The 23824-nt window shown below is 62.7% G+C and carries 17 protein-coding genes and 3 pseudogenes; 8 read left to right on the top strand and 12 right to left on the bottom strand.

Annotated elements, in window-relative coordinates; all coding sequences use genetic code 11:
• Positions 1-163, bottom strand: a pseudogene (locus tag DNK59_RS29520) (enoyl-CoA hydratase-related protein); the annotation flags it as partial.
• Between DNK59_RS29520 and DNK59_RS29515 the strand changes: the two are divergent.
• A pseudogene (locus DNK59_RS29515) lies at positions 153-388 on the top strand (acyl-CoA dehydrogenase family protein); the annotation flags it as partial. The pseudogenes DNK59_RS29520 and DNK59_RS29515 sit on opposite strands and share 11 nt — an antisense overlap.
• Before the next feature lie 137 nt (positions 389-525).
• On the opposite strand, the gene DNK59_RS29510 reads toward DNK59_RS29515, so the two are convergent.
• The 10 genes from DNK59_RS29510 to DNK59_RS29465 all read right to left on the bottom strand — a co-directional run bounded on the left by DNK59_RS29510 (position 526) and on the right by DNK59_RS29465 (position 13177).
• Positions 526-786: a PAAR domain-containing protein gene (locus DNK59_RS29510; RefSeq protein ID WP_103742494.1), complete on the bottom strand. Its 261-nt coding sequence runs from the start codon at positions 784-786 to the stop codon at positions 526-528.
• Positions 787-882: 96 nt separating this feature from the next.
• Complete coding sequence (locus DNK59_RS31845; protein ID WP_256596733.1) at positions 883-1791, bottom strand: T6SS immunity protein Tli4 family protein; 909 nt, start codon at positions 1789-1791, stop codon at positions 883-885.
• Between the two features lie 92 nt (positions 1792-1883).
• Positions 1884-3605, bottom strand: coding sequence for a triacylglycerol lipase (locus DNK59_RS29500; RefSeq protein WP_110725595.1), 1722 nt, complete (start codon positions 3603-3605; stop codon positions 1884-1886).
• Positions 3602-6130: a type VI secretion system Vgr family protein gene (locus DNK59_RS29495; protein ID WP_110725594.1), complete on the bottom strand. Its 2529-nt coding sequence runs from the start codon at positions 6128-6130 to the stop codon at positions 3602-3604. Before DNK59_RS29495 ends, DNK59_RS29500 begins: the two co-directional genes overlap by 4 nt.
• A gap of 229 nt (positions 6131-6359) precedes the next feature.
• Positions 6360-7133: an enoyl-CoA hydratase gene (locus DNK59_RS29490; protein WP_110725593.1), complete on the bottom strand. Its 774-nt coding sequence runs from the start codon at positions 7131-7133 to the stop codon at positions 6360-6362.
• 21 nt (positions 7134-7154) lie between these two features.
• Entirely contained in the window at positions 7155-8282 is a 1128-nt protein-coding gene (locus DNK59_RS29485) for an acyl-CoA dehydrogenase (RefSeq protein ID WP_092314796.1), read from the bottom strand.
• Positions 8283-8294: 12 nt separating this feature from the next.
• Complete coding sequence (locus DNK59_RS29480) at positions 8295-9485, bottom strand: acetyl-CoA C-acyltransferase (protein ID WP_110725592.1); 1191 nt, start codon at positions 9483-9485, stop codon at positions 8295-8297.
• A gap of 12 nt (positions 9486-9497) precedes the next feature.
• Positions 9498-10259 carry an SDR family NAD(P)-dependent oxidoreductase gene (locus DNK59_RS29475; protein WP_110725591.1) on the bottom strand — a complete coding sequence of 254 codons (762 nt, stop codon included), beginning with the start codon at positions 10257-10259 and terminating at the stop codon, positions 9498-9500.
• Between the two features lie 14 nt (positions 10260-10273).
• Positions 10274-11938, bottom strand: a complete 1665-nt coding sequence (locus DNK59_RS29470) for an AMP-binding protein (protein ID WP_110725590.1) — start codon at positions 11936-11938, stop codon at positions 10274-10276.
• Between the two features lie 222 nt (positions 11939-12160).
• The gene (locus DNK59_RS29465; protein WP_110725589.1) at positions 12161-13177 is read right to left on the bottom strand and encodes an AraC family transcriptional regulator; all 1017 of its coding nucleotides are present in this window, start codon (positions 13175-13177) and stop codon (positions 12161-12163) included.
• 387 nt (positions 13178-13564) lie between these two features.
• Here DNK59_RS29465 and DNK59_RS29460 point away from each other — a divergent pair, with 387 nt between their 5' ends.
• From DNK59_RS29460 to DNK59_RS29430, 7 genes and pseudogenes are all read left to right on the top strand, one after another.
• Positions 13565-14836: a sugar ABC transporter substrate-binding protein gene (locus tag DNK59_RS29460; protein WP_244168933.1), complete on the top strand. Its 1272-nt coding sequence runs from the start codon at positions 13565-13567 to the stop codon at positions 14834-14836.
• 156 nt (positions 14837-14992) lie between these two features.
• Positions 14993-15919 carry a carbohydrate ABC transporter permease gene (locus DNK59_RS29455; RefSeq protein ID WP_092314786.1) on the top strand — a complete coding sequence of 309 codons (927 nt, stop codon included), beginning with the start codon at positions 14993-14995 and terminating at the stop codon, positions 15917-15919.
• 10 nt (positions 15920-15929) lie between these two features.
• The gene (locus DNK59_RS29450) at positions 15930-16760 is read left to right on the top strand and encodes a carbohydrate ABC transporter permease (RefSeq protein WP_110725588.1); all 831 of its coding nucleotides are present in this window, start codon (positions 15930-15932) and stop codon (positions 16758-16760) included.
• Positions 16761-16784: 24 nt separating this feature from the next.
• Positions 16785-17887 (top strand): annotated as a pseudogene (locus DNK59_RS29445) (ABC transporter ATP-binding protein).
• 25 nt (positions 17888-17912) lie between these two features.
• Positions 17913-19388 (top strand): mannitol dehydrogenase family protein, encoded by a 1476-nt coding sequence (locus DNK59_RS29440; RefSeq protein WP_110725599.1) that lies wholly within the window; start codon positions 17913-17915, stop codon positions 19386-19388.
• Between the two features lie 125 nt (positions 19389-19513).
• Positions 19514-21010, top strand: a complete 1497-nt coding sequence (gene xylB / locus DNK59_RS29435) for a xylulokinase (protein WP_110725587.1) — start codon at positions 19514-19516, stop codon at positions 21008-21010.
• A gap of 13 nt (positions 21011-21023) precedes the next feature.
• Entirely contained in the window at positions 21024-21968 is a 945-nt protein-coding gene (locus DNK59_RS29430) for a carbohydrate kinase (protein ID WP_110725586.1), read from the top strand.
• A gap of 117 nt (positions 21969-22085) precedes the next feature.
• Here the strand turns inward: DNK59_RS29430 and DNK59_RS29425 are convergent, their stop codons facing one another.
• On the bottom strand, positions 22086-23387 hold the full coding sequence (locus DNK59_RS29425) for an OprD family porin (protein ID WP_110725585.1): 1302 nt from the start codon (positions 23385-23387) through the stop codon (positions 22086-22088).
• Between the last annotated feature and the right edge of the window lie 437 nt (positions 23388-23824).

Here is a 23824-nt window from a genome sequence, read left to right as displayed (position 1 = left end):
GATCCTTGAACTGCGGATCACGCTTGGCGATGAAGGCGGCCATGCCTTCTTTCTGGTCCTGGGTGGCGAAGGCGGCGTGGAATACCCGGCGCTCGAAGCGCACGCCTTCGGACAGGCTGACTTCGAAGGCGCGGTTCACGCTTTCCTTGATCATCATGCTCAACCTGTGCACCATCCCCGAGGCCAACCCGCTGGGTGAACGGGGCAAGGGCCTGGTTGTCGCCCTGTCCAACCTCGAAGGGGCGCATCGGCATCGCCGCCCAGGCCTTGGGCGAGGACTATCCGGTGGAGCGCTACTACCGCGATGCGCGGATCACCCAGATCTACGGGCTCCAGCGAGATCCAGCGCCTGCTGATTGCTCGCGAGCTCAAGCATTACCAGCTGTAGACAGCAGCGCCGCCAACCAAAAATCGCAGCTCAGGCTGCGATTTTTTGGCTGCTCCCCGCATGAGCCGGCTTGCCGGCGAAGAGCCCCTTGAGTCATGCAATGCGCCTTCGCTGGCAAGTCAGCGACTGCACAAGTATCAGAATTCGGCTCGGCCTTTGGGATCGCTGGCGATAAGATTGGCGCCACAAGCGGTTTTCATCCCATCAAGCGCGATCGCAACGCCCCTGACGTCCAACAAAGTGCTGCCCTGCACAATCGGGAAGGCTCCCTTGCACAACGGGCACATCACCTGATGGCCCACTCCCGCCATGGGCTTGCCATTCAAGTCGGTATCGCCGAAGGCCTCTATGACAGTGCCACCATGGGTGGTGGAGTCGCCAAGCCGTACAATATCCATATCTGTTTCCTTTCCCTTGCTGACTTTGGAAAACATTCATTCGCTTGTCGGTGAAGTCGAACCATGGCGGACAGCCGGACTTCAACCTGTAGGCAGTCAGGACACCGGGCGCAGACGGATCGAATCGATGATTGCGTCCCAAAGCTCCAGCGCCTCTCTATCGGATTTGAAGGCAGGAGGCGGCGGATTGCCATTTTTATCAGGGCTGCGCTCTAGCACCCCAAGGGTCGCGGAGATATTGGGTTCAGTGAGTGACTCATTCTGACCTTGGGCTTCCCAGGCAAAGGTATAGAAGCGTTGCCCCTTATCGCTGGCAGCGAGCAGATACTCATCAGCCGGTACCGGGCCAGCACGTTCTCTTCTACGCAAGGTCTCGATCCCCGAGAACGCTTGTGCTGCACCAATCAGGAAACCACCGACTCGATCCAGCAAACGATCCTGCTCGGCTCCAGTACTTGAACTGAACTCGAAATGCGCACCGGGATAGTTGGGGAAAGTCACACCAATATCGAACCTTTCAGGCTGAAAGCGGCTACCCGCAATGTACGCGCGATCGATGCAGAAACCAGGTTTGCTGGGGATCTCACTGGGCGCGCGCGAATACAGGTTGTGGACGAGGTAGTCCGTAATTTCGATCCCGCGACTCTCTCTGTCCGGAGACATTTCTCCTTTCCAGTGATATGCCCGCCATGATGGTTGTGATACGGCGAAAGTGTCCATCAAGTAAGTTTCGAGGCTGGCGGGGGTAGCCCATGACAACAAACCCGTTGAGCCTCCGGCAAAATCCAACCGACGGATAAACATGCTTCCTTGCACTTTTTTATGGCGTTCACTTTTCAGTTCCTGCTCACGCTGAGTAATCCGAACGGCCAATGCTGTTGGGGTATCCTCAAGTGGCTCGATCACTCGGCCCCACAGGTAGTAACCGGCATTGATCTTCGCCTCAGAGGGCAGATCAATCAGAAAGCGACCAAAGCAATGGGTGATCCATCCGGTTTTTTCCATGACAGGGCTCCGAGAAGAGGACAACGAGGTACAGCTGGCCACACTACTCAGGGTGACCAAGATAAGAATCATGAACAGGTGTTTCGAGCGCATCATGAACCGCCTTGGTCGCCAGAGTGCCAATTTGCAAGCTGGGCGATTTTGATCACGCCATAGAACGCGGCCCATTGGGCACGTTTATCGTTGTAGCTATCCGCATGCTCGTAACCTTGTTCGCTGTTGTAGCTCCCACGTCCCTTGTTGCCGTGCCGAAAGCTAGCCCTGATATTATTTTGTCCGGGTGTTTGCCCAGAGTCGGTGGGTACTGTGCCATCTCCGCCACTGCCAGAAGCTTCATCACCTTGCTCACTCCACGAACCAAGAGTGGGAACGATGTAAGGTAGGCCGCGACGAAACCAACTGTTGTAACTACCTCTTTCATCATCCTTAAAAGTTGAGCCTGGCCTTTCCAACGGTCCAGGCTCGCCCTGCCAGATTATGTCGCGCCAACTGTGGCGCTCTGGAGAGTTATCGGCAGCGTAATGGGCATAAGTTTCAGAGTGATAGCCGGCCGTAGATAGTTCAATATGAAACTCTTCGACAACGTCGATCAGCTTATTAAACATCGCACGCGGACTTAGAATACTGTTCTGTTTGTCAAGCTCCGACGATATATCCAGATACTTACTGTTCTGCTCCGGCACCAGCCCATACCACGCAGAACTCTTATAGATCTCCCGGTAAGGATCCTTGTTTTGCGGATAAGCTCGGCGGCTCTCATCAACATCGCGAATAACCTGTCCTTGTGCATTACATAGGAATAGCCAGGGTTTCCCTTGCCGATACTCGGCAGTTGGTAGCAGCTCCAATGCACCAGGGGAGTTGCCTACCACTGACGTCACCTCACCGGCGTTGGCGCCTAGAATGAGCCGCACTGCACCTTCATAGCCGCAGTGCATGTGATGGTAGATCGCCGACGAGCCGACTGCCGGCTGCACGCCATGAACCACACCCAATACACGCTGATAACCCTGCACCTGAGTCAGAGTGCGGCTGACCAATCCCCCCATGGAATGAGTCACCAGAATCACCTTCATCTGCTCCGCCTGCTCGGAACTGATGCCGCCCCGCTGACGGTAGAAAGACAGCACCGTGTTTTCGATATAGTCACGTACATCCTGAGCCGACTGCCGATTGGACTGCAGCCAGTTGTAACCGGCACACCAGATGTCGAACTGGTATTTACCGGCCTGTAGCAGCTGTTTCTCGTCAAGAGCATCCACTTTGCCCAGCTCCTCACCATACTCGGCAGGCGAGCGCTGGCTTTCTTCACCCCACCATCCCTGAATCTCCTGCTGGCTGACGATGCTATCGAGCCGCGTCTCCATCAGCGCCATAAAGGGACCGTACCCCATGCAATGGACCTTGCCCCAACCTCGACTCCGAGCCGCCTCCTCACTCAGACCTGAGGCGCCCAGGTCGATAGCGCCCAGATCATCGACTTCCACGTCCTCGGCCTTCAGTAACTCCTGGCGTCGCTTGGGCCCGCGAAAAACCCAGACCAGCACAGCCCCAAGAGCTTCCAGCACGCCGCTGAACCCTCCAGCATTCGGTGGTCGCCATACCCTGGCTTTGGTTTTTTTATTTCGTAGGTTCGTCCCCATGATGCCCGGAATGAAGATCACTGGAATGGGGGCGAGTTGTTTGACTAGCAGCACCTTGTCACGTTGATCATCGGCTGGAGTCAGTTGAGCCTTGTAAACCGGACGACCTAAATTGTCCCGGGTTCGGGGAATAATCACATCCTGCTCACTGTGAAGGCCTGCTTGGTTCATGTACTGGACTCCTTGTCAGCGTTGCTACCGTTGCCATTGGCCAGAATCCGTATCTGCACTTGATCCATCGACAGATCCTGCTGTCTTGGCAATCGCCCATGGCTGTCAGTGCTGAGTTTTATAGTCGCCCCGTCACCACGCTGCAGTTCTACCTGGGTGTTGGCCAGCGGCTTTAGTGTGGTTTCGTCGCGTAGGACATAGGCGTCATTGAAGGGGGTCGAGTCCCATGAGTTGAAAGTGGTTGATGCATGAGCGGGGCCGCTATGGCTGTGCTTCGCCGCCTTGACGGTAAAGTTGCCCGGCATACCCAGTTCGACGTCCCCGCCCTTGAGAGTCAGGTAGGCGCCACCGCACATCAGCGTGATGTGCTCCTGGGCCGAGATCAGCACATGCTGCTTGCTCGCACTGAGCTCCACGCTCTGGTCAGCCTCTAGGCGAATGCTGTTTTTTTGCGCCTGCAACAGCATTAGCCCTTGATGCGCGATCTGCCGAATTTCGCCACCTTGGGCAAACAACCCAAGATCAGAGCCCGCGTTGAGCACGATCTTTTGCCCGGAAGTAAGCTGCTGGTTCTGCTGGGCCACGCTGTCGATATGTTCACCAGCGGCCATAGTGATGCTCTGCGGGGAAGCGGCCGCGATGCCAGCGGGACCACTCAGGACGATGGCTGGTTTGCCACCCTTGCCGCCCGGTTCATCGTTGGCCCCGCGCCCCAGCTCGCGAACCACTTCATTGAGAGTTTCCTGAGGCTTGCTGTCATGGGCCACGCCAGCATGCCCCGTGGCGTAGTCGCCCAACCCCTTGGCCACCTGCAATGCCGCTTCCAGCACTTGAACCACACTAGCCCGGTCCAGTTGCCCGCCGTCAGCCTTCAATTGCTCCTCGGTGCTGAGCAGCAATCCTTTAGCGGCACGCAACGCACCGTGCTCATCGGTGCGAAGCTCGAAACCCTCGCCGCGAGCCGCTCCACCAGCAGGGCGTGGATGGGTCAGGTAGCCCAAGTGCAATGCTGTATTGCCGTGATCACTCATCAAGGCTGCGCTGATCTGTTGGGTGGTATCGTCGATGCGCAACTCGTTGGCTCGCGCCTCCCTGTATTCCTTGCTTTTGATCGTGCTGAGAGTCTTGTGATTCGGTAATTGATAGGGTGGCATGTGAGACCTGCGATAGGTACGCCCAGTAATAATCGGCTGGTCGCAATCACCATCCAGATAATCGACGATCACTTCCTGGCCGACACGCGGGATCGCCATATGCCCCCATTCCGCCCCCGCCCAATTCTGCGCCACCCGCACCCAGCAGGAACTGAACGCGTCGTTCTTGCCTGTTCGATCCCACGGATACTGAATTTTCACCCGACCAAATTCATCCACATGGATTTCTTCCTCTTGCGGGCCGACCACCGTCGCGATCTGCGGTCCGTCGACCACAGGCTTGGGCAGTGGCTGCGGACGCCATTCGGTCTCCTCGGTAACGACCTGCGCGGTGAAGTCATAGCTCACACCTCTTTCAGCATCACCTGACTCTTCTTGCTGACTGGCGTACTGGATCCCTTTGTGAGTGATCCTGACCGTACGCCACCAACGATTGAAGTCAGCCCTCGGGTGACCTGTCAGTTGAAAGGAAAATCCCGGTATCAGACGAGGATCATCACCTTGCACAATCGCCATTCGAGCATCGCGGCGCAGGCCCAGCAGACGGTTCTGCGTGAAGGGTTTACCGGTAGCGCTGACCTTGTAGCGGCCAGGGTAGTCATAACGCTCATAGTGCCGAGCCTGATGTTCAAGGTCGTCGCCCACTCTGCGCTGTTGCTGGTTGAATGCCGGCCGCTTGAAGCTGTAGTCCCGTTGAGTTTGCTCGGCCGTGCGAACATTTTCCGTGTAGCTGAAGGCATACAACACCGGCTGCTCAGCATCCCCAGCCGGTTGCCCGCTAAATAGCACCGGCTCTCCTTGAATGCGCTCCTGAACATACAGTTTGTCGCTTTGAATCAACGTACAAGTGCTTTCTTGGTGCTTGAAGAAATAGAACAGCCCCTCTTCTGCCGAAAGCCGTTCGAAAAAATAAAGGTCGCTGTCGCCCACCTGGGCGCAGTACTCGCGGGGCAAGTGGTCGGTATAGATACGTTGCTGATAATCCAGAACACCGTGCTCATCCAATACCGACTTGAGAATCTCTGGCACGCTTTTGTGTTGGAAAATACGCCAGTCAGAGCTCAACCCGAGTCGAGCGAACTGCGGTTCGACCAGCGCCCGGTAACGCGTACGACGAAAACCCGTGGTGCCTTGGGTAAAACTGGAAACCAGGCCGTGGACATGGCGTATGGCCGTACCGCCCTGCCAGATCGTCAGCAAGACGGGTTGATCGAGGACATGAGAAAAATCGATGTTAGGCGTGTAGCTGGCCAGTTCCAGCACCATCCGATAAGACTCGCAAATCGCTTCTTCCAGGGTGAATTCGACAACCTCGAATTCCACCTGTGCTGAAGTGACGGAAAAAGTGAACTTCAAGTCCCTTTGGCGCATATGACGGTTCCTTGTCATGCGTGGGCTGGAATGAGCATCCAGCCTTGATCAAGCTGCACTTGACGCGAGCGCAACAACCTAGCAAGGGGGTCAAGCAAAACCTATAGGATTTGTCGTAAAACGCCGGGCGATGTTCTTCTGTGATGGGAATAGGGGCAGGACCGCGCGACGCTAGTTGAAACAAAAAAACGCAGCCTTGGCTGCGTTTTTTGGCGGTTCAGCGTAGAAGCTACTGATCCTTGAACTGCGGATCACGCTTGGCGATGAAGGCGGCCATGCCTTCTTTCTGGTCCTGGGTGGCGAAGGCGGCGTGGAATACCCGGCGCTCGAAGCGCACGCCTTCGGACAGGCTGACTTCGAAGGCGCGGTTCACGCTTTCCTTGATCATCATGCTCACCGGGATCGATTTGGCGGCAATCACGGCGGCGACTTTCAGGGCTTCTTCCACCAGTTCGTCCGCCGGCACGATGCGCGCGACGATACCGCAGCGTTCGGCTTCCACGGCGTCGATAAAGCGTCCGGTCAGGCACATTTCCATGGCCTTGGCCTTGCCCACCGCGCGGGTCAGGCGCTGGGTGCCGCCCATGCCCGGCAGCACGCCGAGGTTGATTTCCGGCTGGCCGAACTTGGCGTTGTCACCAGCCAGGATGAAGTCGCACATCAGCGCCAGTTCGCAGCCGCCACCGAGGGCGAAGCCGTTGACCGCGGCGATGATCGGCTTGCGCCGGTTGGCCACGCGGTCGCTGTCGCTGAACAGGTCGTCGAGGTAGATCTGCGGGTAGCTCAGCTCGGCCATTTCCTTGATGTCGGCACCGGCGGCAAAGGCTTTCTTGGAACCGGTGATGACGATGCAACCGATCTGCGGGTCGGCTTCCAGGCGGTCCAGCGCCTGGTTCACTTCGCTGACTATCTGCGCGTTGAGGGCGTTGAGCGCCTGGGGGCGGTTGAGGGTGATCAGGCCGACCCGATCCTTGATGTCCAACAAGATGGTTTCGTAGCTCATGTATCAGCTCCTGCTAAAAAGTCAGAGATTGCGCGAAATGACCATGCGCTGGATGTCGCTGGTGCCTTCGTAGATCTGGCAGATGCGCACGTCGCGGTAGATCCGCTCCAGCGGGAAGTCGCTCAAATAGCCATAGCCGCCCAGGGTTTGCAAGGCCGCCGAGCAGACCTTCTCGGCCATTTCCGAGGCAAACAGCTTGGCCATCGAGGCTTCCACCAGGGCCGGCTTGCCGCTGTCGCGCAGGGCCGCGGCGTAATGCACCATCTGCCGGGCCACGGCGATCTGGGTGGCCATGTCCGCCAGGCGGAAGGCCACCGCCTGGTGCTCGATGATCGGCTTGCCGAAGGTTTCGCGCTCGCGGGCGTAGTCGCGCGCCGCTTCAAAGGCGGCCCGGGCCATGCCTACCGATTGCGAGGCAATGCCCACGCGGCCGCCTTCGAGGTTGGCCAGAGCGATCTTGTAGCCCTCGCCCTCCTCCCCCAGGCGGTTGGCCAGTGGCACCTTCACATCCTCGAAGAGGATCTGGCAGGTGTCGCTGGCGTGCTGGCCAAGCTTGTCCTCGATGCGCGCGACCTTATAGCCCGGCGCATCGGTGGGCACGATAAAGGCGCTGATGCCGCGCTTGCCGGCCGCCGGGTCGGTGACCGCGAAGACGATCACCACCCCGGCGTTCTGCCCGGAGGTGATGAACTGCTTGCAGCCGTTGAGCACGTAGTGGTCGCCATCACGCCGGGCCCGGGTCTTCAGGCTGCTGGCGTCGGAGCCGGCCTGGGGCTCGGTGAGGGCGAAGGCGCCGAGCATGGCGCCGCTGGCCAGGGGCTTGAGGAAACGCTCCTTCTGTTCATCGTTGCCAAACTTGAGGATCGGTACGCAGCCCACCGAGTTGTGCACGCTCATGATGGTGGAACAGGCGCCATCACCGGCGGCGATCTCCTCCAGGGCCATGGCATAGGCCAGGTAGCCGGTGTCACATCCGCCCCACTGCTCGGGCACCAGCATGCCGAAGAAGCCCAGCTCGGCCATCTCGGCGATGGCTTCCCGGGGAAAGCGGTGCTCGCGGTCCCAGTCGGCGGCAAAGGGCTTCAGACGCTCCTGGGCAAACTGCCGGGCGGCGTCGCTGATCTGCAGTTGTTCGTCATTGGGCAACATCGGGATTCCTCGTTACAGGCATTCAACGGCCATGGCCGTGGCTTCACCACCGCCGATGCAGATCGCGGCCACGCCACGCTTGAGGCCCTTCTGGCGCAGGGCCGAGAGCAGGGTCACCAGGATCCGCGCGCCGGAGGCACCGATCGGATGGCCCAGGGCGCAGGCGCCACCGTGGACGTTGACCTTGGCGTGGGGGATGTCGAGCTTGTTCATGGTCACCAGGCTGACCACGGCGAAGGCTTCGTTGATCTCGAACAGATCGACCTCGTTCAGTGACCAGCCGGTCTTTTTCATCAGCCGCTCGATGGCGCCCACCGGCGCCACCGGGAACAGGCCCGGGGTGTCAGCAAAGGCCGCGTGGCCATGGATGACCGCCAAGGGCTTGAGGCCGCGTTTGTCGGCTTCGGAGCGGCGCATCAGGACCAAGGCGGCCGCGCCGTCGGAGATCGAACTGGAGTTGGCGGCGGTGACCGTGCCGCCGTCACGGAACGCCGGTTTCAAGGTGGCGATCTTGTCCAGCTTGGCCTTGGGCGGCTGTTCATCATCGCTGATCAGCTTCGACTCCTTGCCGACCGTCACTTGCAGGGGAACGATCTCGTCCTTGAACAGGCCGTCCTTGATCGCCTGCTGGGCGCGGGTCAGGGAGGCCACGGCGAAGTCGTCCTGGGCCTGGCGGGTGAAACCGTTGGCCTCGGCGCAGTCCTCGGCAAAGGTGCCCATCAGCCGGCCCTTGTCGTAGGCATCTTCCAGGCCGTCGAAGAACATGTGATCGAGCACCTTGCCGTGGCCCATGCGGTAGCCGCTGCGGGCGCGGTCCAGCAGGTACGGTGCGTTGGACATGCTTTCCATGCCGCCGGCGATCACCACCTCGGCGCTGCCGGCCAGCAGCCTGTCATGGGCCAGGATGGTGGCCTCCATGCCGGAGCCGCACATCTTGTTCAGGGTGGTGCAGCGGGTGCCCTTGTCCAGCCCCGCGCCCAGGGCCGCCTGGCGCGCCGGGGCCTGACCGAGGCCGGCGGACAGCACACAGCCGAACAGCACTTCTTCTACCGCATCGGCGCCGATGCCGGCGCGCTGCACCGCGGCGCGAATCGCCTCGGACCCCAGTTGCGGGGCGCTGAGGCCTTTGAGTTCGCCCTGGAACCCGCCCATCGGGGTGCGCACGGCGCTGACAATGACAATCGGATCTTGAGCAATGGACATGAGAATTCCTCCTTATTTGGCGGCCATGCGCAAGGCGCCGTCGAGACGGATCACCTCGCCGTTGAGCATGCTGTTTTCAATGATATGCCGCACCAGCGCGGCGTACTCGACGGGCTTGCCCAGGCGCGGTGGGAACGGCACCCCGGCGGCCAGACCGGCACGCACTTCGTCGCTCATGCCGGCCATCATCGGGGTTTCGAAAATCCCCGGGGCGATGGTCATCACCCGGATGCCGAAACGCGCCAGCTCGCGGGCCACAGGTAGAGTCAGGCTGGCGATGGCGCCCTTGGACGCGGCGTAGGCGGCCTGACCGATCTGCCCGTCGAAGGCGGCGATGGAGGCCGTGTTGATGATCACCCCGCGCTCGCCATCGGCGTCGGCAGCGCTCTCGGCGATGGCCGCCGCGGCCAGGCGCAGCAGATTGAAGCTGCCGATCAGATTGACGTTGATCACCTGGCTGAAGCTGGCCAGGGCATGGGGGCCGTTCTTGCCCAGGACCTTCTCGCCGCGCACGATGCCGGCACAGTTGACCAGGCCGTTAAGCCCGCCAAAGGCCTTGACCGTGGCCTGCACCGCCGCTTCGGCCGCCGCCTCCTGGCTGATGTCGGCCACCACGCTGTGGCAGCCCAACTGCTGGGCCTTGGCCGCCACGGCCTCGGCGTTGAGGTCCACCAGCATCACCTTGGCGCCGGCGGCCACCAGCATTTCGGCGCTGGCCGCACCGAGGCCGGAAGCGCCGCCACTGACGAGAAAAACCTTGTTTGCGATCTGCATCGTTTCAATCCTGTTTACGCGGTAGCTGTTGACGCCGCGGCCTCTTGAGCCTTGGCAATTTCCTGGTTGCGCAAGATAAAGCGCTGCAATTTGCCGCTGGGGGTCTTGGGCAAATCACTGACAAATTCGATTTCACGGGGGTAGGAGTGGGCCGCCAGGCGCTTGCGCACATGCTGGCGCAACTCCTCGGCCAACTCCGCTGTGGCGCGGTACTGCTCGCTGAGCACCACAAAGGCTTTCACCAGCTCGGTGCGCTCCGGATCGGGCTTGCCCACCACCGCCGCCTCCACCACCGCCGGGTGCTCGATCAGGGCGCTCTCCACGTCGAACGGGCCGACCCGGTAGCCGGAGGTGGTGATCACGTCGTCGCTGCGACCGACGAAGCTGATGCTGCCGTCCTGGTTCAGCTCGACGGTGTCGCCGCTGAGGTAGTAGTCGCCGACGAACGCCTTGGTCGGCACCCCGGCGTAACCGGCGAACCAGCACATCGGCGACTGGCGCCGGTCGATGGCGAGGATCCCCGGCTGGCCGACACCCAGCTCGCGGTACTCTTCGTCCAGCACCACGATGCGGTGGCCGGGCGAGGCGAAACCGGCGGCGCCGACATGCACCGGGTGCTCCAGGCCGTGGTGGTTGCACAGCACCATGCCCAGCTCGGTCTGGCCGTAATGGTCGTGGATCACCACATCCAGCTGCTCGGCGAACCAGCGGATGACTTCCGGGTTCAGCGGCTCGCCGGCGCTGCTGACGATGCGCAGCCGCCCCTTGATCGAACGGGCGAACTGGTCGCCGCCGGCGATCAGCAGGCGGTAGGCCGTAGGTGAGCCGGTGAGGTTGGTGATGCCGTACTTGTTGATCACCCGGCAGGTGCTTTCCAGGGTGAAGGGGCCATCGTAGAAGGTGATTGGGTGACCCAGGCCCAGGGGCCCGGTGACGCCGAAATAGATGCCATAGGCCCAACCCGGATCGGCGACGTTCCAGAACGCATCCTCGGGGCGCAGGTCCACCGCGTCACGGGTGTAGTTCTGGAACGCGACAATGGCCTTGAGCGGCACTTCCAGGGCTTTCGACGGGCCGGTGGTGCCCGAGGTGAACATCAGCAGGAACGGGTCTTCGCCGGTCAGCAGCACCGGCTCGCAGTGGGCCGGATACTGTTCCAGCTCGGCCCAGAAACTGAAATCGCCACGCACGATGCCCTGCCCTTTGGCCGCCGCGACCGTGACGATGGTCGGGCACTCGGCGACTTCCGCCAGCTTCGGCCGGTTCAGCGCATCGCAGATCACCAGCTTGGCTTTGGAACTATTGAGGCGGTGCTCGATGGCCTTGGGGCCAAAGGCGGTGAACAGCGGCTGGTACACCGCGCCAATGCGCCAGGTGGCCAGCACCGTGATCAGCAACTCGACATTGCGCGGCAGCAGCCCGGCGACCCGGTCACCCTTGCCGACTCCCTGGGCCAGGAAGAAATTGGCCAGGCGTGCGGCCTTGTCCTGCAATTCGGTGAAGGTATAGGTGGCGCTACTGCCGTCGCGGCCTTCCCAGAACAGCGCGATGCGCCCGGGCAACGCATGCCGGTCGCAGCATTCGACACAGGCATTGAGCGCCGACAGCGAACCCGCCAGGGCGGCGTCGACACAGTGCTGATAATTGAAATCCTTGATGGCGGACAGGTAGTTGCGCATTGCCAGAATCCCTCACTGTTCTTATTAGGATGGGAACCTCATGAAAAGCAGGGAAATACTGGCGCCAGAGCCCTCGCGCGACAATGGTCAAAGCTATCAAGTTGCGTGACCGGTTTGGCCAAGAGCCCACGCCGGGCTTGCCGGCGCAGACGGCGTCCGGGGTGGTGCGAGGCTTGCGGGCCTCTTCGCCGGCAAGCCGGCTCCTACGGGCGCTGGGGTGGGTTATGGCGGGTCGTTGAGGATCAGGCTGCGGTAGTGACCAGGATTGGAACCGGACCATTTGCGAAACGCCTTGTAGAACGAGCTGGTGTCGGCAAACCCCAGGCGCCCGGCGATCTCGGCAAAGCTGATCTGCGGCTCGGCCAGCCAGACGATCGCCAGCTCCTTGCGCACGCTGTCCTTGAGCGCCTGGTAGCTCTGCCCCTCCTCGGCCAGGCGGCGGCGCAGGGTCGAGGCGGAGATGCACAGGCTCTGGGCCAGGCTTTCGCTTTCCGGCCACTGCTCTCCGGGCAATTGCCGCAACTGCTGCTTGATGCGGCTGGCCAGGCTTTCAGGGTCGCGGTATTTCACCAGGATGTTGGCCGGGGCCTGGGCCAGAAAGCGCTTGAGCTCTTCCTCGCTGCGCTTGATCGGCAGGTCCAGGCAATCGGCGGCGATGATCATCCGCGTGCGCGACCGGGCAAAGCGCAGGTTGTCGGAGAACATCACCCGGTAGTCGTCGCAGAAATCCGGCTGCGGGCAGCGCAGTTCGATGGCCAGGATCGGAATCCGCCGTCCCGCCAGCCAGCAGGCCACGCCGTGGACGATCATCCAGTAGGTGAAATAGGTGAAGGCCCGGCCCGGCTCATGCTCGTCCTCCTGCAGGACGATTTCCGCCAGGCTCTGCTGGCGTACCAGTTGCGCCGGCAGGCGCTCGAACATCAACGACAGAAAGCCCAGCAACGAGTCCAGCCCCGCCGCCAGGGTCGGCTGGGCCATGGCCGAGCGGCAGAGAAACGCCAGGCTGCCGGATTTCAGCCGGCGCGGGTCCATGCCGAAGAACTCATCGTCCAGGCGCCGGGCCAGCAGACGCCAGAGACGCGCGTAGGCAAGCGCCGGAACCCGCGCCGAGGCCTGCTGCAAGAGCGCCGGATCAATCCCGACCTTGCTCAGCACTTCAGCGGTGGCCGCCCCCGGCGCACAACTTTGCAGCAGCGCCTCGCGCACCAGCTGCATGGAGATGGTGTCTTTTTCCGCCATCGTGACCAACGTTTTCCTAAGAATCCCGGGAGCGCCATCTTAGGCAGTGATCGGGAAAAAGCCAGTGGGCTTTGGCCGTAGTTGACGCCCTTGCGCCAGCAAAAACCGATACGCATTCGTCCGACCCTGCAGCGCCCGAGCACCAGGGCAAGCCGAGCAAACCGCCACCACGCCCCATGACCCGGCATCCCGGCAGTGCAAAAAAGTATCGATTCAAGTGTCAGGGATGATTTGTCAGCACTGCGTTGGCGGGCTGTAATCAGCCCACCTTCTTCCTCGCCCGGCGGAAGACATAACAACAATAACCGTCCTTCTGCAGCCCGCACCGGCGCAGAACAGGAGTGACCGATGAAACCTTGCACCAAAGCCCTGCTCGTCACCACCTGCATGACCCTCAGCAGCGTCACCCTCGGCGCCCAGACCCTGACCATCGCCACCGTCAACAACAGCGACATGATCCGTATGCAGCGGCTGTCGAAAACCTTCGAGGCCGAGCACCCGGACATCCAGCTCAACTGGGTGGTACTGGAAGAAAACGTCCTGCGCCAGCGCCTGACCACCGATATCGCCACCCAGGGCGGGCAGTTCGACGTGCTCACCATCGGCATGTACGAGGCCGCGCTCTGGGGCGCCAAGGGCTGGCTGCAACCGATGCAGGACCTGCCCGCCAGCTATGAGCTGGATGACGTTTTCCCGTCGGTGCGCGAGGGGCTGTCGGTCAAGGGCACGCTCTATGCCCTGCCGTTCTACGCCGAAAGCTCGATGACCTACTACCGCACCGACCTGTTCCAGCAAGCCGGCCTGAGCATGCCCGAGCGCCCGACCTGGGAGCAGATCGGTGAGTTCGCCGCTAGGCTCAACAAGCCCGGCCAGGAGCAATACGGCCTGTGCCTGCGGGGCAAGGCCGGCTGGGGCGAGAACATGGCCCTGATCACCACCCTGGCCAACAGCTACGGCGCGCGCTGGTTCAATGAGCAATGGCAGCCCGAATTCACCGGGCCGGAGTGGAAGAACGCCCTGACCTTCTACGTCGACAACATGAAAAAATCCGGCCCGCCAGGGGCGTCGAGCAACGGCTTCAATGAAAACCTGGCGCTGTTCAACAGCGGCAAATGCGCGATCTGGGTCGACGCCAGCGTCGCCGGCTCCTTCGTCACCGACAAGGGCCAGAGCAAGGTCGCCGAGCATGTGGGCTTCACCTTTGCCCCGCATCAGGTCACCGACAAGGGCAGCGCCTGGCTGTATTCCTGGTCCCTGGCGATCCCCGCCAGTTCCAAGGCCAAGGACGCCGCCAGGACCTTCACCACCTGGGCCACCTCCAGGCAGTACGCGGCCCTGGTGGCGCAGGAGGATGGCATCGCCAACGTGCCGCCGGGGACCCGGGCTTCGACCTACAGCGCGGCCTACATGAACGCCGCGCCCTTTGCCCGGATCACCCTGGAATCGCTGAAGGCGGTGGACCCGGGCCACCCGACCCTGAAACCGGTGCCCTACGTCGGCATCCAGCTGGTGACCATTGCCGAGTTCCAGGCCATTGGCACCCAGGTCGGCAAGCTGTTTTCCGCGGCGCTGATCGGCCAGAGCACAGTGGACCAGGCCCTGGCCGCCGCGCAGCAGAGCACCGAGCGGGACATGCAGCGCGCCGGCTACCGCAAATAACCCGGCGCGTCCCGTAGGAGCCGGCTTGCCGGCGAAAGGGCCTGTGAACCTTGGGTGGCCCTTGAGCACGCCTTCGCTGGCAAGCCAGCTCCTACTGTCCACCGGCAATGCCAGCGCGCTGTCGCGCACTCTTGTACCCAACGGGTTGTGATCACCATGAATACCTCGACTGCCAAGCTCCATCTGCAAGCGCAGACGGCCCCCCGCAAGCGTCGCCAGACCAACCCCGGCTGGTTCCTGGTCAGCCCTTCGGTGCTGCTGTTGCTGCTGTGGATGATCGTGCCCCTGGGCATGACCCTGTACTTTTCGCTGATCCGCTACAACCTGCTGTACCCCGGCGAAAACCAGTTCGTCGGCCTGGAGAACTTCAGCTACTTCCTCACGGACTCGGGCTTTGTGCCCGGGGCCAGCAACACCTTGCTGCTGGTGGGCAGCGTGCTGCTGATCAGCGTGGTGTTCGGGGTGCTGATCAGCGCCCTGCTGGAGGCCAGCGAGTTCTTCGGCCGCGGCCTGGTCCGGGTGCTGCTGATTTCGCCGTTCTTCATCATGCCCACGGTGGGTGCGCTGATCTGGAAAAACCTGATCTTCCACCCGGTATCGGGCATCCTCGCCGCCGTGTGGAAGCTGTTCGGCGCCCAGCCGGTGGACTGGCTGGCCCACTACCCACTGCTGTCGATCATCATCATCGTCTCCTGGCAGTGGCTGCCGTTCGCCATCCTGATCCTGATGACCGCCATGCAGTCCCTGGACCAGGAGCAGAAAGAAGCCGCGCGCCTGGATGGCGCCGGGCCGCTCGCGATCTTCTGGCACCTGACCCTGCCGCACCTGGCGCGGCCGATCGCGGTGGTGGTGATGATCGAAACCATCTTCCTGCTCTCGGTGTTCGCCGAAATCTTCACCACCACCAACGGCGGCCCGGGCTACGCCTCGACCAACCTGGCCTACCTGATCTACAACCAGGCGCTGGTGCAGTTCGACGTGGGCATGGCTTCCGCCGGCGGCCTGATCGCCGTGGTCATCGCCAATATCGCCGCGATCATCCTGGTGCGGATGCTCGGCAAGAACCTGACCGACCAGCGCTGAGGAGCCCGTCATGACCCTGCAACAATCCCGACGCCTGCGCAGCCTGCTGCTGGGCACCCTGGCCTGGGCCATCGCGATCCTGATCTTCTTTCCGATCTTCTGGATGGTGCTGACCAGCTTCAAGAGCGAAATCGATGCCTTTGCCACGCCGCCACAGTTCATCTTCACGCCGACGCTTGCGAACTACCTGCACATCAACGAGCGCAGCAACTACTTCGCCTATGCCTGGAACTCGGTGCTGATCTCCTTCAGCGCCACCGCTCTGTGCCTGCTGATCGCGGTGCCGGCGGCCTACTCCATGGCCTTCTACGAGACTCGCAACACCAAGCGCACCCTGCTGTGGATGCTCTCGACCAAGATGCTGCCGCCGGTGGGCGTACTGATGCCGATCTACCTCCTGGCCAAGGGTTTCGGCCTGCTGGACACGCGCATCGCACTGATCATCATCTACACCCTGATCAACCTGCCGATCGTGGTGTGGATGGTTTACACCTACTTCAAGGACATCCCCCGGGACATCCTCGAAGCCGCCCGCCTGGACGGCGCCACGCTGGCCCAGGAGATGCTCCGGGTGCTGCTGCCGATCGCCAAGGGCGGGCTGGCTTCCACCGTGCTGCTGTCGCTGATCCTGTGCTGGAACGAAGCCTTCTGGTCGCTGAACCTGACCTCTGCCAATGCCGCCCCGCTGACCGCGCTGATCGCCTCCTACTCCAGCCCCGAAGGGCTGTTCTGGGCCAAGCTCTCGGCGGTTTCGACCCTGGCCTGCGCACCGATCCTGATCTTCGGCTGGATCAGCCAGAAACAGCTGGTGCGCGGCCTGTCCTTTGGCGCGGTGAAGTAACCCTCGAATTCTGGAGACACCCCAATGGCTCACCTGAAAATCAGCAACCTGCAAAAAGGCTTCGAAGGCTTCGAGATCATCAAGGGCATCGACCTTGAGGTACACGACAAGGAATTCGTGGTGTTCGTCGGCCCCTCGGGCTGCGGCAAATCCACCCTGCTGCGACTGATCGCCGGGCTGGAGGAAGTCAGCGGCGGGCACATCGAGCTGGACGGTCGCGACATCACCAACGTCAGCCCGGCCAGGCGCGACCTGGCCATGGTGTTCCAGACCTACGCCCTGTACCCGCACATGAGCGTGCGCAAGAACATGTCCTTCGCCCTGGACCTGGCCGGGATCGACAAGGCCCTGGTCCAGCAGAAAGTCGAGGCGGCGGCGCGCATCCTCGAACTGGGGCCGATGCTCGAACGCAAGCCCAGGCAGCTGTCCGGCGGCCAGCGCCAGCGCGTGGCCATCGGTCGGGCGATTGTGCGCAACCCGAAGATCTTCCTGTTCGACGAACCGCTGTCCAACCTGGATGCCGCGCTGCGGGTGCAGATGGCCTGGAGCTGGCGCGCCTGCACCAGGAGCTGCAGGCCACCATGATCTACGTCACCCACGATCAGGTCGAAGCCATGACCCTGGCGGACAAAGTGGTGGTGCTCAACGGCGGCCGAGTGGAACAGGTGGGCGCGCCCCTGGAGCTGTATCACAACCCGGCCAACCTGTTTGTCGCGGGCTTTCTTGGCACGCCGAAAATGGGCTTTCTAAAGGGCCACGTCAGCCAGATGGACAGCCAGGGTTGCGAGGTGCACCTGCAAGCCGGGACGCGCCTGCGCCTGGAGCGCCACAGCGCACAGCTCAAGGTCGGCAGCGCGGTGACCCTGGGCATCCGTCCCGAACACCTGGAGCTGGGAGAGCCCGGCCCCGCCAGCCTGGCGGTGACCGCCGACGTTGCCGAGCGCCTGGGCAGCGACACCTTCTGCCATGTCCGCAACAACTGCGGCGAAGCCCTGACCCTGCGCATCCGCGGTGACCTGGCCAGCCGTCACGGCGAGCCATTGCACCTGCGCCTGGATCCCGAGCACTGCCATCTGTTCGATGCCCAAGGCCTGGCCGTTCCCCGCTTGCTGCGCGCCGCCGCCTGATCCCCTGATGACCGAGAGCCCCCGGATGAAACTCAATCGCTTGAACCTCAGCCAATTGCCGCCCCAGGTGCGGCTGCCCGCCTACTTGCCCAGCGACACCCGCCAGGGCATTGCCCACATCGGCGTTGGCGGCTTTCACCGGGCCCACCAGGCCTATTACACCGATGCCCTGATGAACCAGGGCCTGGGCCTGGACTGGAGCATCTGCGGCGTCGGCCTGCGCCCCGAAGATCGCCGCGTCCGGGACGATCTGGCCGGCCAGGACTACCTCTACAGCCTCTACGAGCTGGGTGACGGCGCCGGCCACGAAGTCCGGGTGATCGGCGCCATCAGCCAGATGCTGCTGGCCGAGGACGGCGCCCAGGCGCTGATCGACAAGCTGGCCAGCCCAGAGATCCGCATCGTCTCCCTGACCATCACCGAGGGCGGCTACTGCATCGACGACAGCACCGGCGAGTTCATGCTGCATCTGCCGCAGATCCAGCACGATCTGGCCCACCCGCGGCAGCCACGCACGGTCTTCGGCTTTCTCTGCGCCGCCCTGGCCCGTCGCCGGGCCGCGGGCATCCCGGCCTTCACCCTGATGTCCTGCGATAACCTGCCGCACAACGGCGCGGTGACCCGCAAGGCGCTGCTGGCCTTCGCCGCCCGCCACGACGCCGATCTGCACGACTGGATCGCCCGTCACGTGAGCTTTCCCAACGCCATGGTCGACCGCATCACCCCCATGACCAGCAATGCCCACCGCCTGCAACTGCACGATGAACAAGGCATCGACGATGCCTGGCCGGTGGTCTGCGAACCCTTTGCCCAGTGGGTGCTGGAAGACCGCTTCAGCAACGGCCGCCCGGCCTGGGAGCGGGTCGGCGTGCAGTTCACCGACGACGTCACGCCCTATGAAGAGATGAAGATCAAGCTGCTCAACGGCAGCCACCTGGCTTTGACCTACCTGGGTTTTCTCAAGGGCTACCGCTTCGTCCACGAAACCCTGGAGGATCCGTTGTTCGTCGCCTACCTGCGGGCCTACATGGACCTGGACGTGACCCCGCAACTGGCGCCGGTGCCGGGCATCGACCTGGCGGCGTACAAGGACACCCTCATCCAGCGCTTCTCCAATCGGGCGATTGCCGACCAGCTGGAGCGGGTGTGCAGCGACGGCTCATCGAAGCTGCCCAAGTTCACCGTGCCCACGCTCAACCGCCTGATTGCCGATGGCCGCGACACCGAGCGCGCGGCCCTGGTGGTGGCGGCCTGGGCCCTGTACCTGCGGGGGGTGGACGAAACCGGCAGGCACTACTCGATCCCCGACCCCAGGGCCGAGTTCTGTCAGGCCCTGGTGGCCGACGACCACCTGTTGAGCCAGCGTCTGCTGGGGGTGGAAGAGATCTTCGGTTTGGCGATTGCGCGCTCCGCCGAGTTCATCGCCGCCTTCGAGCGCTGCTTCAACAGCTTGCGCGAACACGGCGTGAGCACGACCCTGGAGCGCTTGCTCGCGCGATGAAGTGCGCTTGGCGGTAACGTGCCTGGCAAGGGCCCACGGGTCTTTTCGCCGCCTCGCCCAAGGCCCGGCGGCGGCCAGGGCGAGATTATCCAGAGCGCCAACAACCATCAGAACCGGGAATCCTCATGACTCAACCCAGGCTTTTTCTTGGCATCGACTGCGGCACCCAGGGCACCCGGGCGCTGATACTCGACAGCCGCAGCGGCAGCGTTCTGGGCCACGGCGCCGCGCCCCACCACCTGATCAGCGGCGCCAATGGCCGCCGCGAGCAAGACCCGGCGCAGTGGCTGCAGGCCTGCATCGGTGCAACCCGGCAGGCATTGCAGGCAGCCGGGGTGGATGGCCAGCAGGTGCTCGGTGTCGGGATCTGCGGCCAGCAGCACGGGCTGGTGCTGCTCGACGACCAGGGCCAGGTGCTGCGCCCGGCCAAGCTCTGGTGCGACACCCAAAGCAGCGCCGAGAACCAGCGCCTGCTGGACTGGCTGGGGGGCCCACAAGGCTCTCTGGAGCGTTTGGGGCTGGCCATCGCGGCGGGCTATACGCTGTCGAAACTGCTCTGGACCCGAGAGCAGCACCCCCAGGTGTTCCAACGTATCGCGCACATCCTGCTGCCCCACGACTACCTGAATTTCTGCCTGACTGGACGCTATTGCAGCGAGTACGGCGACGCCTCGGGCAGCGGCTACTTCGATGTACGCAAACGCGATTGGGACCGCGCCCTGCTGGCCCATATCGACCCCAGCGGGCGCCTGGAACGGGCCTTGCCGCAACTGCTCGAAGCGCACCAGGCGGTAGGCCGCATCCAGCCAGCGATGGCCCGGCAACTGGGCATCAGCGCGCAGGCACTGGTGGCCAGCGGCGGTGGCGACAACATGCTCGGGGCCATCGGCACCGGCAATATCCAGCCCGGCATCATCACCATGAGCCTGGGTTCCTCCGGCACCGTGTATGCCTTTGCCGACCATCCAAGGATCAGCCCGGAGCCGGCGGTGGCGACCTTCTGCTCATCCAGCGGTGGCTGGCTGCCGCTGATCTGCACCCTGAACCTGACCAATGCCACCACCCTGGTGCGCGAGCTGCTGGACCTGGACCTGGCCGGTTTCAACCAGCGCCTGGCGCAAGCGCCGATCGGCGCCGGAGGGCTGCGCCTGTTGCCGTTTTTCAACGGTGAGCGGGTGCCCGCCCTGCCCCATGCCCAGGGCAGCCTGCATGGCATGACCCTGGACAACCTGACCCAGGCCAATCTGTGCCGCGCCGTGGTCGAAGGCACCACCTTCGGCTTGCGCTACGGCCTGGACCTGTTGCGCGCGGCGGGCTTGCACAGCCAGAGCATCCGCCTGATCGGCGGTGGGGGAAAAAGGCCGCTGTGGCGGCAGATGGTCGCCGATATCATGCACACCCCGGGGATCTGCCCCCGGGGGCGCGAAGCCGCGGCCTTGGGCGCGGCGATCCAGGCCGCCTGGTGTCACGGCCGGGAGCAGCAGCCGACGCTGGACCTGCAATCACTTTGTGAGCGCTGCGTGCACCTGGACCCGAGCAGCGCCACCCAGCCTCGGGCCGAACACGTAGCGGCCTACGAATCGCTGTACCAAGACTATCGACAACGACTGACAACCCTTTGAAGAGCGAAAGACTATGTATTTGGTGTGTGGCGAGGCGCTGTTCGACTTTTTCAGCGCGGATGAGGCCGGTGCTGCGGCCAATAAAGTGGCGTTCCAGGCGATTGCCGGTGGTTCGCCATTCAACGTGGCGGTGGGTCTGCGCCGCCTGGGCATCGACACCGCGCTGCTCGCCGGGCTGTCCCGGGACTATCTGGGCCAGCGCCTGCGGCGGGTGCTGCAAGAGGAAGGCGTGCGCACCGACTACCTGCAGGAGTTCGCCGCCCCGACCACCCTGGCCATGGTCGCGGTAGGCGCCGATGGCTCGCCGCACTACAGCTTCCGCGGCGAAGGCTGCGCCGATCGCCCATTGCTCGAGGAACACCTGCCGGAGCTGGACGCCGGGGTGCGCGGGCTGCATGTCGGCTCATTCGCCCTGGTGGTGCAGCCGATTGCCGACACCCTGCTGACCCTGGTGCGCCGCGAGCGCGGGCGGCGCCTGATCAGCCTCGATCCCAACGTGCGGCTCAACCCGCAGCCGGATATCCAACTGTGGCGCCAGCGCATCGCCGAACTGGCCGGGTACGCCGACCTGATCAAGGTCAGCGACGAAGACCTGACCCTGCTCTATCCCGGGCAGGCGCCGGAGGTGCTGATTCAGGGATGGCTGCAAGACAACGCCCAACTGGTGTTCCTGACCCGCGGCAGCCAGGGCGCGACGGTATTCAGTGCCCGGCATGGCAGCTGGTCGGTGGCCACGCCCAAGGTTCAAGTGGCCGACACCGTGGGCGCCGGCGACACCTTCCAGGCGGCGCTGATTGCCTGGCTGACCGAGCAGGAACTGGACTCGCCCCAGGGCCTCGGGCAATTGACCCGCGAACAGACCGACGCCCTGCTGCGCTTTGCCGTCAACGCCGCCGCCCTGACCTGCACCCGCACCGGCCCGGACCTGCCCTACCGCCATCAACTGCAACCGCTGTAGGAGCCGGCTTGCCGGCGAAGAGGCCCGTCAGCCCTGCGCCGATTCGGGCAATGCCTTCGCTGGCAAGCCAGCGCCTGCAACATTCAGTGCCACCGTGGTGCTTTTCCTCGGCCCTGGTCAGAGCAGGGAGAAGTTGTAGCTGACGATCAGCCGGGTTTCGTCCATGTCGCGGGCGATCTTCTGGTAGTTGCTGCGGTAGGTGGCGTTGCGCAGGCGCAGGCTGAGGTCCTTGAAGGTGCCGCTCTGCACCACGTACTTGAGTTCGCTGTCGCGCTCCCACTCGCGGCCTTCGCGCAGGCTGCCCGGAACCTTGATGTGGTCGCCGCTGACGTAGCGGGTCAGGAAGCTCAGGCCATTGAGGCCAACGGCCTTGAAGTCGTAGTCGTAGCGCAGTTGCCAGGAACGCTCCTGGATCGCCGCGAAATCGTTGACCTGCACGTAGTTCACCAGGTACGGGTTGCTGCCATCCAGGTAGGGCATCGAGTTGTCGCCATACATGCGCTGCCAGCCGGCGCTCAGGGTCTGACCACCGAGGCTGTAGCCGAGCATGGTGCTCAGGGCGCGGTTGTCGATGCCGCCGGCGCGCTCGGCGCCGGTGTCGGCACTCTTGAGCAGGCGCAGGTCGCCCTTGAGCACGCCCGGCCCCAGGGGCTGGTTGGCCAGCAGGCCGACAAAATGCTGGCGGTAGATGTCTTCCAGCTCGGCGTAGTGGTACTGGCCGCTCAGCCGCTCGTTGAACTTGTAGTCCAGGCCGTAGGTGTCGAAGTGATCCGCCGTGGTGTTGCAGGCATAGCGCTTGTTCTTGCAGTGCACGCGGATGTCCTGGGCATCGGTGGAATCCCGGGCGGTGTAGCGGTTGAGCCGCGCGGCGGTCAGGGTCAGGTCCTTGACCTCCCGGGAAGTCAGCAGCGCGCCATTGAAAATCGTCGGCAGCAGGCGCCCGTCGTTGTACTTGAGCAGCGGCAGGTCCGGCAGTTGCGCGCCGTACTTCAACACCGTCTGCGACACCCGGACCTTGGCGGTCAACCCCAGCTTGGCGTACTGGTCCGCCGAACCCCGCGGGTCGTGCCCGCTGGAGGGCAGCAGGCCGCTGTTGCTGCGGTCGGGGCTGGAGTCGAGCTTGATCCCCAGCATGCCCAGGGCATCCAGGCCGAACCCCAGGGTGCCTTCGGTGTAGCCCGACTGCAGGTTGAGGATAAAGCCCTGGGCCGACTCCTCACGCTTGGAAGCGCCCTGCTCGGTGCTGCTATGGCCGTCGCGAAAATCCCGGTTGAAGTAGATCGTGCGTGATTCCAGCTTGGCACTGCTGTCCTCGAGAAAGCCGTCGGCATGAACCGACGGGGCAAATCCTGCCCACAGGACGGCGGCTCCGAGGCCCAGCAACGGGCACGGATTGATCAGGGGAAAAGGGGGACGCATGAACAGGCTCCAGCACAAATCAGTGACGCGAGGTCGGTAAGGAAAGACCCAGGGATCATTCATCCTGCAAATCAAAGATTGCAGGCTGAATTGATTGAATCAATGAGGGGCGTCAATGATGGCAGATGGCCAAAACTGCCCCAACCCGACTTTAGTCTGACTTCCCGGTCGAAAAAATACCCTGTGGCAGCGAACGGCCCGCGACCGGCGAAACCAGCAATAAACCTGTCATTTTTTTCAATTTTTCATCAGGCCAGCAGCGCCATAAAAATTGTCCGAACGATCAGAAAACAGCTCAACCCGAACAGCAGACCGTCAGTAATGGCAAAAAAGCATCATTTTTTTATCGTCCAGACATACCGTTTGTCGGATTTTTTATCTTTTGAAAATGTGAAACCAACTATTTGACGCTTTACATTGGCACCCTAATAAGAACT

This window comes from Pseudomonas sp. TKO26, assembly GCF_003225665.1.
GTDB classification, from domain to species: domain Bacteria; phylum Pseudomonadota; class Gammaproteobacteria; order Pseudomonadales; family Pseudomonadaceae; genus Aquipseudomonas; species Aquipseudomonas saponiphila.
Note: the sequence above shows the minus strand (reverse complement) of the source record. Positions and strands in the feature narration are given on the sequence as shown.

What these genes read in the sequence shown, in the direction of transcription:
- DNK59_RS29510 (WP_103742494.1), bottom strand. Translation starts at nt 786, where the DNA reads ATGGATATTGTACGGCTTGGCGACTCCACCACCCATGGTGGCACTGTC.
- DNK59_RS31845 (WP_256596733.1), bottom strand. Translation starts at nt 1,791, where the DNA reads ATGGAAAAAACCGGATGGATCACCCATTGCTTTGGTCGCTTTCTGATT.
- DNK59_RS29500 (WP_110725595.1), bottom strand. Translation starts at nt 3,605, where the DNA reads ATGAACCAAGCAGGCCTTCACAGTGAGCAGGATGTGATTATTCCCCGA.
- DNK59_RS29495 (WP_110725594.1), bottom strand. Translation starts at nt 6,130, where the DNA reads ATGCGCCAAAGGGACTTGAAGTTCACTTTTTCCGTCACTTCAGCACAG.
- DNK59_RS29490 (WP_110725593.1), bottom strand. Translation starts at nt 7,133, where the DNA reads ATGAGCTACGAAACCATCTTGTTGGACATCAAGGATCGGGTCGGCCTG.
- DNK59_RS29485 (WP_092314796.1), bottom strand. Translation starts at nt 8,282, where the DNA reads ATGTTGCCCAATGACGAACAACTGCAGATCAGCGACGCCGCCCGGCAG.
- DNK59_RS29480 (WP_110725592.1), bottom strand. Translation starts at nt 9,485, where the DNA reads ATGTCCATTGCTCAAGATCCGATTGTCATTGTCAGCGCCGTGCGCACC.
- DNK59_RS29475 (WP_110725591.1), bottom strand. Translation starts at nt 10,259, where the DNA reads ATGCAGATCGCAAACAAGGTTTTTCTCGTCAGTGGCGGCGCTTCCGGC.
- DNK59_RS29470 (WP_110725590.1), bottom strand. Translation starts at nt 11,938, where the DNA reads ATGCGCAACTACCTGTCCGCCATCAAGGATTTCAATTATCAGCACTGT.
- DNK59_RS29465 (WP_110725589.1), bottom strand. Translation starts at nt 13,177, where the DNA reads ATGGCGGAAAAAGACACCATCTCCATGCAGCTGGTGCGCGAGGCGCTG.
- DNK59_RS29460 (WP_244168933.1), top strand. Translation starts at nt 13,565, where the DNA reads ATGACCCTCAGCAGCGTCACCCTCGGCGCCCAGACCCTGACCATCGCC.
- DNK59_RS29455 (WP_092314786.1), top strand. Translation starts at nt 14,993, where the DNA reads ATGAATACCTCGACTGCCAAGCTCCATCTGCAAGCGCAGACGGCCCCC.
- DNK59_RS29450 (WP_110725588.1), top strand. Translation starts at nt 15,930, where the DNA reads ATGACCCTGCAACAATCCCGACGCCTGCGCAGCCTGCTGCTGGGCACC.
- DNK59_RS29440 (WP_110725599.1), top strand. Translation starts at nt 17,913, where the DNA reads ATGAAACTCAATCGCTTGAACCTCAGCCAATTGCCGCCCCAGGTGCGG.
- xylB (WP_110725587.1), top strand. Translation starts at nt 19,514, where the DNA reads ATGACTCAACCCAGGCTTTTTCTTGGCATCGACTGCGGCACCCAGGGC.
- DNK59_RS29430 (WP_110725586.1), top strand. Translation starts at nt 21,024, where the DNA reads ATGTATTTGGTGTGTGGCGAGGCGCTGTTCGACTTTTTCAGCGCGGAT.
- DNK59_RS29425 (WP_110725585.1), bottom strand. Translation starts at nt 23,387, where the DNA reads ATGCGTCCCCCTTTTCCCCTGATCAATCCGTGCCCGTTGCTGGGCCTC.